Source organism: Moorena sp. (assembly GCF_982860115.1).
This window is the reverse complement of sequence record NZ_CEYLVT010000071.1, coordinates 19,034-31,207: the sequence shown is the minus strand read 5'-3', so window position 1 is coordinate 31,207 and position 12,174 is coordinate 19,034. Positions and strand designations below refer to the sequence as shown.

At 43.7% G+C, this 12,174-nt stretch carries 13 protein-coding genes; 5 read left to right on the top strand and 8 right to left on the bottom strand.

Annotated elements, in window-relative coordinates:
* Positions 1 to 76: 76 nt before the first annotated feature.
* The 4 genes from AC4II3_RS14315 to AC4II3_RS14300 form a co-directional block, all read right to left on the bottom strand.
* A complete protein-coding gene (locus AC4II3_RS14315) occupies positions 77 to 853 on the bottom strand; it encodes a hypothetical protein (protein ID WP_488014494.1) in 777 nt (258 codons plus the stop codon).
* A gap of 601 nt (positions 854 to 1,454) precedes the next feature.
* Entirely contained in the window at positions 1,455 to 2,165 is a 711-nt protein-coding gene (locus AC4II3_RS14310) for a PHP domain-containing protein (protein ID WP_488014496.1), read from the bottom strand.
* Between the two features lie 368 nt (positions 2,166 to 2,533).
* On the bottom strand, positions 2,534 to 3,742 hold the full coding sequence (locus AC4II3_RS14305; protein ID WP_488014498.1) for a HetZ-related protein: 1,209 nt from the start codon (positions 3,740 to 3,742) through the stop codon (positions 2,534 to 2,536).
* 434 nt (positions 3,743 to 4,176) lie between these two features.
* On the bottom strand, positions 4,177 to 4,818 hold the full coding sequence (locus AC4II3_RS14300; protein WP_293082849.1) for an L-threonylcarbamoyladenylate synthase: 642 nt from the start codon (positions 4,816 to 4,818) through the stop codon (positions 4,177 to 4,179).
* A gap of 282 nt (positions 4,819 to 5,100) precedes the next feature.
* On the opposite strand from AC4II3_RS14300, the gene larC reads away from it, so the two are divergent.
* Positions 5,101 to 6,615, top strand: coding sequence for a nickel pincer cofactor biosynthesis protein LarC (larC, locus tag AC4II3_RS14295; protein ID WP_488014500.1), 1,515 nt, complete (start codon positions 5,101 to 5,103; stop codon positions 6,613 to 6,615).
* Here the strand turns inward: larC and AC4II3_RS14290 are convergent.
* A complete protein-coding gene (locus AC4II3_RS14290; protein ID WP_488014502.1) occupies positions 6,516 to 6,734 on the bottom strand; it encodes a hypothetical protein in 219 nt (72 codons plus the stop codon). The genes larC and AC4II3_RS14290 overlap by 100 nt on opposite strands.
* Position 6,735: 1 nt before the next feature.
* Here AC4II3_RS14290 and AC4II3_RS14285 point away from each other — a divergent pair, with 1 nt between their 5' ends.
* Positions 6,736 to 7,101 carry a hypothetical protein gene (locus AC4II3_RS14285; protein WP_488029377.1) on the top strand — a complete coding sequence of 122 codons (366 nt, stop codon included), beginning with the start codon at positions 6,736 to 6,738 and terminating at the stop codon, positions 7,099 to 7,101.
* Positions 7,102 to 7,179: 78 nt separating this feature from the next.
* On the opposite strand, the gene AC4II3_RS14280 is transcribed toward AC4II3_RS14285, so the two are convergent.
* Complete coding sequence (locus tag AC4II3_RS14280) at positions 7,180 to 8,154, bottom strand: M48 family metallopeptidase (RefSeq protein WP_488012889.1); 975 nt, start codon at positions 8,152 to 8,154, stop codon at positions 7,180 to 7,182.
* A gap of 211 nt (positions 8,155 to 8,365) precedes the next feature.
* Here AC4II3_RS14280 and AC4II3_RS14275 point away from each other — a divergent pair, with 211 nt between their 5' ends.
* Positions 8,366 to 8,821: a helix-turn-helix domain-containing protein gene (locus AC4II3_RS14275; protein WP_488012887.1), complete on the top strand. Its 456-nt coding sequence runs from the start codon at positions 8,366 to 8,368 to the stop codon at positions 8,819 to 8,821.
* Between the two features lie 111 nt (positions 8,822 to 8,932).
* On the top strand, positions 8,933 to 10,693 hold the full coding sequence (locus tag AC4II3_RS14270; protein ID WP_488012885.1) for a protein kinase domain-containing protein: 1,761 nt from the start codon (positions 8,933 to 8,935) through the stop codon (positions 10,691 to 10,693).
* On the opposite strand, the gene AC4II3_RS14265 is transcribed toward AC4II3_RS14270, so the two are convergent.
* Positions 10,690 to 10,998, bottom strand: coding sequence for a hypothetical protein (locus tag AC4II3_RS14265; RefSeq protein ID WP_488012883.1), 309 nt, complete (start codon positions 10,996 to 10,998; stop codon positions 10,690 to 10,692). The two genes, AC4II3_RS14270 and AC4II3_RS14265, sit on opposite strands and share 4 nt — an antisense overlap.
* Positions 10,999 to 11,181: 183 nt before the next feature.
* Here AC4II3_RS14265 and AC4II3_RS14260 point away from each other — a divergent pair, with 183 nt between their 5' ends.
* Entirely contained in the window at positions 11,182 to 11,772 is a 591-nt protein-coding gene (locus AC4II3_RS14260) for a DUF2808 domain-containing protein (protein ID WP_488012881.1), read from the top strand.
* A gap of 84 nt (positions 11,773 to 11,856) precedes the next feature.
* Here AC4II3_RS14260 and AC4II3_RS14255 read toward each other — a convergent pair whose 3' ends face one another.
* Positions 11,857 to 11,997 (bottom strand): hypothetical protein, encoded by a 141-nt coding sequence (locus tag AC4II3_RS14255; protein WP_488012879.1) that lies wholly within the window; start codon positions 11,995 to 11,997, stop codon positions 11,857 to 11,859.
* Between the last annotated feature and the right edge of the window lie 177 nt (positions 11,998 to 12,174).

Sequence of the window (12,174 nt, the reverse complement as noted above, 5' to 3'; positions counted from 1 at the left end):
TACTCCCTACTCCCTACTCCCTACTCCCTACTCCCTACTCCCTACTCCCTAAAACACCGAATTGATAACTTGTATATTATCGGTAGTAAAATTCAAAATCTTTTAATGCTGCTACTCTGGCTCGATTAAAATTATAGTGATAGCCCAGTTTGCGTTTCAAAGAAGCCCAAAACGTTTTCTGTGTTTTTTCATGAGAAGCATCTAGATGTTTCTTGACTTCATAAACCTTGTCCCAGCTAGAACTTCTGGTAATACTCAATCCTGCCTTAGCAGCAGCTAGTCCTAAGGTAATACCTGAGCCAGCATGAATACCTTTTAACTCAAAATAGCGCCCGATCATACCCCATTGTTTAATAAATTCTTTTTCTTTGCCACCATCTTTAGAAACAAAAAATAAAGATTCTCCTATATAAATTGCTTTGTCTAAGGGGATATCTAACTTAGAGGCTATCTGTTTAAGGGGCTTTAATCGTTCTGGATTATACTTTTCTACATGCTCGATAAGATTTCCTTGATGTCCTGCCGTAATTCCAGGTAGTACTTCAAGAGTTTCAGGTAAGCTACCTATAATTCTGGTGTCAGCATCAATTTGTATAGCAACAGAAAACCTTGACAAAGCCTTCTCAATCTCAAAGCGTTTGTCATGATAACAATGAAGAATTCCTGTTTGCTGATGTTTAAACGCTACAACGTTCTTACAGTTATCAAAATCCTTGACATCATCTGTGGCAACTATTAATAATTTTCCTGGAGCATACTTTTCTAAATCTGCTGCTAGTTCCTTGGCAAGAGAGCGATACTTACTACGGAGAGCTAAAGTACAGAAGCAAAAATCTTTTTCTGGCTTAATCATAGTCTTCTCCAAAAACGGTTTTTTCCTTCCTATCTCTGGGTGCGCGTTCCCTTGGCGACAGAACATCGCGCCTTGTCGCACCACTTTCTCAATCCAGAGTCTGAGCTGAAACTTATCCAGCTGATTTTCCGACTGCCAATCACCATGTAATGGCTTAAACAGTCGTGGCTGAAGCTATAGTCTCAAGCTCTAGCTACCTGAGCTATCTCAGGAGAGCTTACTTATATAATTCCCAGAAATAAAAAGTTATTCACAGTATTGATAGATACCAAAAGTCCCATCAATCTGAACTATCAGTCGATTAATAGACTTTGACCAATTAATTTTTATATGTATCGAATCGATGAGCGCAAACTTTTTATGCAAAATGGCTGCTGCTTTTGCGTTCCCGTAGCGGCTCTTTTGGAGCATCCCATTTCTCCCACGGCCTAAGATAGCCCAGCCTTGAAAACAACCCAGCCGTAACTAGTCAACTTCTGAGGTGATAACTATATCTCAGATGACACTGGTGAATGTATCGCTAAATGTATACCAGTTTACGGCTGAAGTTGTTGTTTAGTGATATTGACCACAACGACAGAAGTCAAAATAGATTTCCGTTTCAAATACGCTTGAGCAAGCTTAACCCATGAGTATCAGTGCCACAGGTATTAAATAGATTGTAGGTAGCACTCAACTGTTTCACCTGCTTAGTTTGTTTTGGACTAGGTTGCCAGGGTTCAGGATTGGTGTAGGCATAGTAAGTTTCAACACCATCAATGCCTAAGTTGGCTATAGCAGCAATTAACTCATCTGCTGACTTACGGTAACGGGCTGGATGAGCCAACACTGCTAAACCACCAGCCTGATGGATAGCATCAATCACTGCACCAGCCTCAGCATCATTTCCAGTTGGTGCGATGCCAGTGAAATAGCGCTTTAAACTAGGATGTTCTGGATCAAAAGCATAGCCAAGGATATGAACCTCATTATTCAGGAGGTTGGCGGTAATTTCGACACCAGTCCAGAACTGGGGTAATGAATCACAGAAAGATGACTCCTGCTGCCATTTTTCTATGCAAGCTTGAGCAACTTGATAACCACTAACGGAATGGTGATCGGTGATGGCAAGTCCCTTAAGACCAATGGTAATTGCTTGCTTGATCAACTCTTCCGGTTTGAGCCGACCATCAGAGTAAATCGTGTGCATATGGAAATTGTAGCGATAGGGACAGCTATCAGGCTCAATCGTTTCCCACACTTGCCGGAGAGCTTGTTGATTTTTTGCTGCTATCTTAGGTGAAGCAGACCCTTGAGCAATATTGACTACCATAGATACTTACTGTAATGACTATTGGTTGATTGACCAGATTGGATCTGCAGCCGCGAAATACTTTTAAGGGTCTAGGCCAATGGTTTAATCGCTCTAGGTTTAATCGCTCTAGGTTTAATCGCTCTATGCTTCTGACAAGCCTATGAAGCGCCCCGACTTGAGCACGGAGGCTGTCAACTGCCCCTGGTGTACCTAATCCCGAATTCCATTAGCCTAAAACCTAGAATAAAAATAAATAGAAATACGCGGTACGAGTTTTCAGTTGTTAACATAACCTTAGCAAACTTAATACTTTGTCGGTGTTGGCATAACTACTTAACCTTTACCTAACTCTCCTCCTTAGTTAGTTGCTCCAAGGAGATGTAAGTCTAATTGCCATGGCCAATTTCTGAGTTACGAATCTTCCAAGCTAGTTCCAAAACCTTAGTCCAGCGCTTTTGCACTTGTTTTTGGGTACACTTGAGGGCTTTGGCAATTTCTTGATCACTCTTTTGCGCCTGTTTCAGGGGCAGTAACGCTAGCTGTTGGCTATCGAGTTGGGCCACAAAGGTGTCCCACTGCTTCGATGACATCCCTAGTTTTTGATCCAGGTCTGCTCCTAGCCATTGGTGTACCAATTTCCACTGAGCTGAACGAGAGAACTTTTCTACATGGTACTTAAAGCGCTGTTGTAGATAATCCCGCTGACGGGGTGTTAGACCCATGATTTCGTCAATCTCTGGTGCAGCAAGGTCTTGCAGCTTTAGCACTAGATAATCAGCACAGTCATTATGACCGTTAGACTCTAGGTATTTGATCAACTCAGAGATAATGCGATCGCGTAAAACAGCATCGCTGGGGTCAATGGTTTTCTCAATCAGGTTTGAGCGTACCTGTTGTACAGTAGCTGAACGGTTGTGCTCTTGGGCTTCTTCATCCCTACCATACTCCACAGCCTGTTCAATATCCACAGGGGTTTCATTAGGCTGACGTCGGGAAAAGCTTTGTGCTCTGAGTACAATCAACTGCTGGCTACCGCGACCTCGTAGGGTAATGCGTCGCTTAGCATATTGCTCACTAAAGCCCATGTACTCTGCTAGTTCTAGCTGGGTACGGGGAGTGTAGTCAGAATCAACAGGATTTTCCCGGCGGAAGGCTTTGAGGCACTCAGCGTAAAAGTCCTGTAAAAAGTCCTCAATCAAATTGTATCGAGCAGAAAAGTTTAACTGAGATTGGGACGGTGCCACATGGCGATAAACCATGGTACTCAGGGTACTATGGAGTTCCACACGACCCTGCCGAGAACCTAGTTTGTAGTATGACAGACACTTGTGCAGTCGGTGACGTGCTAGATTCAACTTCCAAGTATCAATTTCACCGGAATTCTGGATGCGATCGCTCTTAGAACAAATCCGTTCTACCTCCAAGGTGATCCGGTGGGCAACCGCTTGAATACTTCTGGATTTAGTTCCAATTTCCGACTGGAGTTCCTCCACTAAGACCTGGGTCAAGTTTTGGGTTTGATTATCTAGAGTAATTTCCGGAGCCTGATTGTTAGTGGCGGAATTTTGATTATTAGTAACAGTTTTGACTTGCATGGTATTGCCCCCAAAAATAGATTCACAGAATTGCCATGAAACAAGCAACAGAGGAAATGTGTGTGAATGTGATCTACAAACCTTGGAGTGGTTCGCTGTCCTTTGTCCTTGTCCACCCTAAATGTAGACTCGTGAGTCTAGCCCTGATCGGGTGAGTGTGTGACTCTCTCAGCTGACTAGTTTTAACCCCTAGCACTCCTGTAGTTTCCGTAGGATTACCTAAGGCTGAAATCCTTACTAGATATAGCGTTCAAGACTTTCGACCATCAAGCTGATTTAGGATGACCAAAACCTGAGCAGTGGTCAATCCAGAAACTGACTGAACTAGTGATGACTTTTCCGTAAACGACTAAGGTTTTGTTGTAGTCAAGTGGTGCTTGATACTCTCATTACCCAACCTGAGCTGACTAGTTAATCACTAGCTAAAGCACTACCTAAATCCAAGCGTACGCTTCCTCCCATCCCAAACCCTGCCGCACCATCATCGGTTCTGAACCAGTCAGGTCGAGGATAGTTGAGACTTGAAATCCCGGTTCTAAGTCATTGTCCACAATGATGTCTACGAGACCATCGAGAGCATCAAATAGTTTAGCCCGTTCCAATCCCACCGTTGGAGTATCACCATCCTCATTGGGTAGATGAGCCGAGGTAGAAATAATTGGATGACCTAGAGCTGAAAGCAACGCCTGACAAACGTTATGATCTGGGACTCGGATACCAGTAGTTTTACGATTGGGACTCATCACCAGCTTAGGTACTAACTTGGTTGCTGGTAACAAGAAGGTATACGGTCCAGGAATCAAATGCTTCATAATCCGGTAAGCTGGATCACTTACCCGAGCATATTTAGCAATATTTGACAGAGACGAACACAAAAACGTCAGGGGTTTATCATTGGATAGTTGCTTCAAGCGCCTAACTCGTTGCACTGCGGACTTCACATGTAAATCACAACCAATCGCATAGACAGTGTCAGTGGGATAGAGCATCACTGCACCATCTTCGAGATACTCTCTTATTTTCTCTATTCGACGTATTTGAGGTGTTTCCGGATGGATAGTATAAATAGTAGCCATAAATATTGTTGAATTCCTCAATATTGAATTGCTAAAGCCTAACCTTGGGAAAATTCACCAAGGCCAGATATAGACACGGTTCTGCCAAAGGATTAAAAACTACTGCCACCTAAGTGTGTTGCCAGTTTGGCTTTTTCTGACTCAGAGGTCAGTATAGTTAGCAAGATCTGGCCATAATTCCCTGATCTAGACCTGTAGGGTTTGTGGGGGATGAATTGCTCCAAATCCTTTTGTCTTAATTAATTTGTTTTAATTAATTTGTCTTAATCAATAGGATCTAGAATGACAAAGCTAGCTTACTTAGATTGTCCCACTGGAATTGCTGGTGATATGTGCCTAGGAGCACTAGTTTCTGCGGGTGTACCGTGGGAATATTTAGTGGAAAAGCTAGCAGCACTCGGAATTGAGCAAGAGTATCACTTAAAACTTAGCCAAGTACACCACAATGGTCAGTTGGCAACCAAAGTTGATGTAGAGTTACCAGATCAAGACCATCAGCATCATCACCATCAACAGAAACACCACCATGAACACAGCCATGAACACCACCATGAACACGGCCATGAACACCACCATCAACACAGGTCAGGGATAAGAGATATCAGTACACCTGAGCAGAATCATCATCATCATCCCACACGACACTTACCAGACATAGAGAAATTAATTACAGCAGCAAAATTACCCTCAAGAGTATGCCAGTGGAGTCTTGCTATCTTCCGGAAACTAGCAGAAGCCGAAGGAGCCGTTCATGGTATTTCCCCAGACAAAGTTCACTTCCATGAAGTAGGCGCTACCGATGCCATTATCGATATAGTCGGTACTTGCTTAGGCTTAGATTGGCTAGGAATTGACCAAATCTATTGTTCTCCACTGCCCACTGGTGGCGGGACAGTATGGGCAGCTCATGGTCGGCTACCGGTGCCAGTACCAGCAGTACTAAAATTGTGGGAATCCCGTCAGGTGCCAGTTTACAGTAATGGGATTGAGCGGGAATTAGTAACACCAACGGGAGCAGCGATTGCGGTTACCTTAGCCACTAGCTTTGGTTCACCACCAGCAATGACTATCCACAAAATAGGTAATGGTGCTGGTTCTCTACAATTACCCATTCCCAATATGTTGCGATTGTGGATTGGTGAGTCCTCAGAAGCCGTCAAGCTTAGCAAGTCCAAGGTTAAACCGTCAAACTTACCCCCACAAACCCTACACCAGTCACCCCTTTCTGCTAACTCTTCTTCTGCTAACTCTTCCCTAGAAACTATCTCAGTGCTAGAGACTCAAATTGATGACCTCAATCCTCAAGCCATTGGCTATGTCTTTGAGGAGTTATTTAACGCTGGTGCTGTGGATGTGTTTACTCAAGCGATTGGCATGAAGAAATCTCGACCAGGTATCCTGCTTAGTGTGATCTGTCATCCTCAAGATCTAGACGCCTGTCAGGCAGTATTATTCCGAGAAACCACTACCTTAGGAGTGCGACGTCTGACTCAGCAAAGAGCGATCTTACCTCGGGAAATCCAGCAGGTACAGACTAAGTATGGCCAAATTAGTGTCAAAGTGGCTTGGAGCGATCGCTCACCTCACAAAACAATTATGAATGTCCACCCAGAATACCAAGATTGCGCTAAGTTAGCCAAGGACAATAACTGCTCTTGGTTAGAAGTACATCACCTAGCACTCTCTGCTTGGTATTCTCAACATGGAGCAAAGGGAGCAGGGAGTAGGGAATCGGGAGTAGGGAATCGGGAATCGGGAATCGGGAATCGGGAATCGGGAATCGGGAACAGGGAGTAGGGAATCGGGGGTCGGGAGTGGTGCGACCCGTGGAATGGGCATCTTGCGTGGAACTGGCATCTTGTGTAGAACTGGCATCTTGCCAGTTTAATGGTTATTTTTGGGCGTGGAACTGGCATCTTGCCAGTTTCATGCTTATTTTTGGGCGTGGAACTGGCATCTTGCCAGTTTCATGCTTATTTTCGGGCGGGCAGGATGCCCACTCTTTGGGTGGAACTGGCATCTTGCCAGTTTCATGCTTATTTTCGGGCGTGGAACTGGCATCTTGCCAGTTTCATGCTTATTTTCGGGCGGGCAGGATGCCCACTCTTTGGGTGGAACTGGCATCTTGCCAGTTTCATGCTTATTTTCGGGCGTGGAACTGGCATCTTGCCAGTTTCATGCTTATTTTTGGGCGGGCAGGATGCCCACTCTACTGCTATTGATTCCAAGACAGGAAAATTAGCCTATTCAACAGGTGCGACCCGTGGCGAATTAAATTCTTAATGGTAAGAGCGCACCTAACAAAATTTTCTGAATACGACCTCTTTCCAGTATTCACTGTTCCCTATTCCCTGTTCCCTCTTATTTATTCTTGATACGATTAATTTCCCGTTGCAATTCCTGGATTTGACGCTGCAACTGTTCCGCTTCATTCACTGAGTTGTTCGATGGTGGATTCGAGTCAACGTCAACTGCTCCCTTTTTGGTAACACGTTGATAATTACCCTGACGAATTTGGCGATATTCCTCGGAATTTGCCCACTTTCGCAGGTAGTGTATGCGTTCAACTGGAAAGGGATGGCTCAGAAATTGACGATTAAGACCTCCATTATACAGTAAGAACTTATAAATTTGATTGAGACTGTCTTGGTCTAGTTCTTGATAATTTTCTGATTGACGGATAAATTCATCAAGACTGCATTCCTGTAGATGCTTAGCACTGCCACCAGAGACTTTCATCATTGTTTGCATCACAGTCTTCAGGTCATCTATCACTAGTAAAGCAGCACGGTCAGCGGATAATTCAGCTTTGCGACGCCATTCATAAAAGGCGAAAATTAAGCCAGTGCTGACGATATTCCCTAAGCCAAAAGTTATTTCACTTAACATAGAGGCAGCATTCATTGCCCACATCGCCATCTGAATTAAGATGGTGTGACCGCACTTGATATGTCCTAATTCGTGAGCCAGGATTGTACGGATTTCTGCTTCATTCAGTAAATCTAATAAGCCAGTGTTTACAACGATGTAAGGATTATCTTGACCTAAAGCATAGCTATTAACCTGAGAGTTTTGACTAACAAATAGGGCTGGTTCGGGATGTACATCTAAATCCCGAACACATTCTCGAAATAAGTGATAAATATTAGCATACTGGCGCGGTCCGACTTGGATACTGTTCCCCATAAGATAAACAAACTGGGGACGCTCGTAGAGAAATTCTACAAACTTACGAGAAACTAAGTCAAAACCAGGGACACTGCGTAACGCTTGCTCCGCTTGTTGGTCAAGGGGGTGCTTGAAGGCGTCGCTGGAAATTCCGGGATAGGTGGCCATAGTAGTCCAGTACTTTAGTGGTCTATTTCTTTAAGCATTAGACATTAGACATTAGATATTAGCTCCTAAGCATTAAGTACTAAACCCAAAACCCAGAACCTAACACCTAAAACCTAACACCTAAATCTGGGTTGTGTCCTTGCCAATTCTTTGATGATTCGTTATAATACTGATATCGGAATAGTAAACGAAGTGAGAGGAAAATAAACTTATGAACAAGTGTGTTGGTACTACTGAAGCAGCATCTCTGTTGGGTATTTCTCCTCGACGATTACGGCAATTGCTTGACTCCGGTAGAGTTAGAGGAGCTTATAAAAGCGGTAAGTTCTGGATTATTCCCCTGTTCAACTATCTGCCACAAATTACCAAGAAGAACCGGGGACCGAAAGGAACTTGGCGTAAAAGTCGTCCTCCTGTTTTAGCCAAGATTAATGTTAATCGTAATCGGATTGGCTCCAATAACCACAAAAGCCGTGAAGAGCGGCTGCCAGTGATTTCGGTAAAACGAAGTGGCGACAATACCTATGGCAACCAGGTAGAAATCCTCGGTCCGTGTCGGATTGTGTATCAACCGGATCACCCTCTTGATTGTGGAGCTCGTCTGTGGATCGAAACCTTTAGTGATATTCACTTTATCGGTGGGAGTTTTCCGGCCAGTGGTGCTTAGGAGAAAGTTAAAGGTCGTTTCATTCAAATTTCAATTCAAAAACGACTCATAACTAATCAGAAAATTGCTTAGTTCGATACAATCAAATCACAATGTCTCTTGAGCTGTATTGTGCATCCATTTGTTGCTGAATCAATTCATTGCATTAATCCCAATTGCCCAGCGCCCTACCCTCAGCCAAGGGATAACAACTTTTGCAATGGTTGTGGAGCAAAGTTAAGGCTCAAGAATCGCTACTTTCCTCTCCAGCTGTTAGGTTCAGGAGGATTTGCCAACATATACACTGTTTGGGATTTGCAGTCGAATACAGAAAAGGTGCTGAAGGTATTGCTGGATACTAAACCGAAGGTATTGCAACTATTTCAGCAAGAGGCAGATGTTTTGCAACGTTTGGATCATCCAGGCATTCCCAAAGTTGAGCAAGATAGCTATTTTGTCGTCAATCTAGGTCTTGAGCCACAACCAGAGCTGCACTGTTTGGTGATGGAAAAAATCAACGGTTCAACCTTGGAGCAAATGCTCATGGATCATCCTCAGGGATGTCCAGAGATGTTAGTGCGGGACTGGCTCTACCAGGCAGCAGAAATTTTACAGGTATTGCACAGTTGTGGAGTGATTCACCGTGACATCAAACCTTCAAACTTAATGCTGCGGCAAACCACGGGAGAGCTAGTGGCGATTGATTTTGGGGGAGCTAAACAATTGAGTATGGGTTCTGAGTTTTCTCAGAATGATTCGACTCGGTTGATTACTCCAGGTTACTCTCCGCCAGAACAGATAGCTGGTAGAGCAATTGGACCGGCTGCTGATTTCTATGCCCTGAGTCGAACCATGATTCATTTACTGACGGGTATTGAGTTGAAGGATTTACAAGACCCAGTAACTGATGAATTTCGATGGCGAGAGCAGGCAGTGGTAAGTCATGACTTGGCGGACTTGCTGGATGAAATGCTCAGGGTAGTACCCCAACAACGACCAACAACTACCATTGAGATTCATCTGCGCCTAGGTATGACTCCTAGCACTAGCTACCAGCCTATGCCAGCACCAGTATCTTCTTCAGCACCAGTCTATTCGTTTCAAGGAAATCAGGTAGCTGCTCTGGGGTTATCTAGCCCTAAATTAACACAATCTGTGACAGGGTTGACTCATTCGATCACATCCCTAAAACATTTCCTCTTAGCAGTAGTGATCACCATCGCACTAGCCTGTCTCGATAGTGTTTGGGAGATGTTCCTCGGAGCTTTTGGGGGAGTTTTTTGTGCAACGGTTGGGTTTATGGTATTGAATTGGACAAGTCTTGGGGAGAAAGTGACAAATTGGCTCTCTGACCAACTGTATATGATCTTGCCTTCGCTGCAAATAACGATGTGGCAAGAAATGCTATTGTTTGCGGCGGCTGGCTTAGGTACAGCTTGGGGATTGACGGCTGCAGGAGGCTTTGGTCAGCAGCGGCGCTTTTTAGTGGCAGGGATAATGGGTATTTTTGGTTATAGCCTGGGATGGTTGATGTGGCAGGCAACAGTACCTACGGTATTATTGGTTTCTGATGTAGCTGACCAGGGGTTGCTGATCTGGATTACTGCGGTTACAGTAATGCTCCTGGTACTAGGATTAGGGCTACCCAGTCATAATCTCATTCATGCTTTAGTGGTGGCAGCAGGAACTGGTGGCGTATTTGGGGGTCTAGTTTCATCTCATTTATTGCCACCAGGATTTGTGGTTAATATCTTTTCCTTTTCTAGAACTGGTAAACTGGATTTCTATCACCCTATGGCTTTTTTTGCTATGTTGGCTATCTTAGAAGGATTTTGGCTAGGGGTGAGTTATTATCTGCTAGTGCCAGTAATGCGTTGGTTTGGTTGGCGTTAAGGGAGTAGGGAGTAGGGAGTAGGGAGTAGGGAGTAGGGAGTAGGGAGTAGGGAGTAGGCAACAGGCAACAGGCAACAGGCAACAGGCAACAGGGAAAAAATCTTGTGTACCTCATTACTATGAGAAACGCTATAATGATTCGCAACAAGTGGAATAACGCAAAGCATAACAGCAACGATTAATCTGGGATCGATTGTGACTATAGTATTTCCAAAGGAATTGGAAAAAAGGATGACAGTTATTGCCTCTTGCCTCTTGCCTCTTGCCTCTTGCCTTTTGCCTAAGCGACTATGTTCACAACTCAACTAAAATGCTATATTCGGTTTTCTTATGGTTTTATAAGGGAGATATCAGGTAATTTTAATAAAATACTCTTATCCTTAAGATTAAGTACGATTGAGTATTTATCTAAGGGTATTGGTTAATTAACAATTTTTTGTTAAACAGTAAATTTGTTTCGGACGCTTTCTTGATGAGAGGTGATTGAGATGACTAATACTATAGCACGTTGGAAATTAACTAAGGGTCGTCTTCTAGGCTCTGGTGCTTTTTTATTGGGGATATTGCTACCAACTACTCTTTATAGCTTACCTGGTAAGACGATTGAAATCGGTAATCGTAAGACTGTATTTAACCGTGCTCCGCGCTTAGTTAGGGCAGCTACGAGCTTCACTAGAGTAAGGGTTCCAGCAACGTACCAATTCACCCTCAGATTACCGGAAGATGCTGGAGAGTCTTTGCAAGCTGTAACGATTACCCAGAATCAAACTAATATCGAGAAAGTCACATTTGATCCGAGAAAGAGTCGTGCGTTTGTGGGTGATTCTTTTGCTGGTGGCTCATCCCTGACCTTGGCTAATATTGGCGGAAGTGAATCGTCTAACTCGGATCAAGTAACTGTTGTGTTTGATCCACCGGTTACTCCTGGTGAAACCATTACAGTTTCGGTTAGAGCTAAGGAAAATCCTGAGTTTAGTGGTTCTTATTTATTTGGAGTCACCGCTTTTTCCACTGGAGACAATAGCCCTGGTTTATTCCTAGGTAGCCGTAGGTTGTTTTTTGATGAGTTTCGAAACTAAGGGATAAGTGTCGATGTAGGGTGGGCAGTGGATTACACCGAGCAGCTGTAGTTTAGCTGTTGGTAACCACTGCCCACCATCGGATTAATCACTAGCAGTCAATTGAGCAAATAATAGCTTCATCGGAATAGTTAAAACTGGAGCTGAAGCCTGATCAGAAATAACGACAGTATCGATCGCTTTTCGATACGCGATCGCTTCGCGTGACCTGCATGTCAATCGCATTTTTAATTCCAGTCACCTGATCGGAATAGTTAAACACAGGAAACTTTAGAATATGGGGAGTCACATCAGCAACTGGCTCCCCTTTTTACTGGCTGCATAGCTATTTACTAAAATTACAAACTTGTGTAGTTTACCTATTTTATAAATCCTAGAAATTGCTTTTAGTAATTTTAGTAT

Excerpts from the sequence above, each read along its gene's own strand:
- AC4II3_RS14310 (WP_488014496.1), bottom strand. The coding sequence starts at position 2,165 with ATGGTAGTCAATATTGCTCAAGGGTCTGCTTCACCTAAGATAGCAGCA.
- AC4II3_RS14300 (WP_293082849.1), bottom strand. The coding sequence starts at position 4,818 with ATGGCTACTATTTATACTATCCATCCGGAAACACCTCAAATACGTCGA.
- AC4II3_RS14305 (WP_488014498.1), bottom strand. The coding sequence starts at position 3,742 with ATGCAAGTCAAAACTGTTACTAATAATCAAAATTCCGCCACTAACAAT.
- AC4II3_RS14275 (WP_488012887.1), top strand. The coding sequence starts at position 8,366 with ATGAACAAGTGTGTTGGTACTACTGAAGCAGCATCTCTGTTGGGTATT.
- larC (WP_488014500.1), top strand. The coding sequence starts at position 5,101 with ATGACAAAGCTAGCTTACTTAGATTGTCCCACTGGAATTGCTGGTGAT.
- AC4II3_RS14280 (WP_488012889.1), bottom strand. The coding sequence starts at position 8,154 with ATGGCCACCTATCCCGGAATTTCCAGCGACGCCTTCAAGCACCCCCTT.
- AC4II3_RS14290 (WP_488014502.1), bottom strand. The coding sequence starts at position 6,734 with ATGCCAGTTCCACGCCCAAAAATAACCATTAAACTGGCAAGATGCCAG.
- AC4II3_RS14255 (WP_488012879.1), bottom strand. The coding sequence starts at position 11,997 with ATGCGATTGACATGCAGGTCACGCGAAGCGATCGCGTATCGAAAAGCG.
- AC4II3_RS14315 (WP_488014494.1), bottom strand. The coding sequence starts at position 853 with ATGATTAAGCCAGAAAAAGATTTTTGCTTCTGTACTTTAGCTCTCCGT.
- AC4II3_RS14260 (WP_488012881.1), top strand. The coding sequence starts at position 11,182 with ATGACTAATACTATAGCACGTTGGAAATTAACTAAGGGTCGTCTTCTA.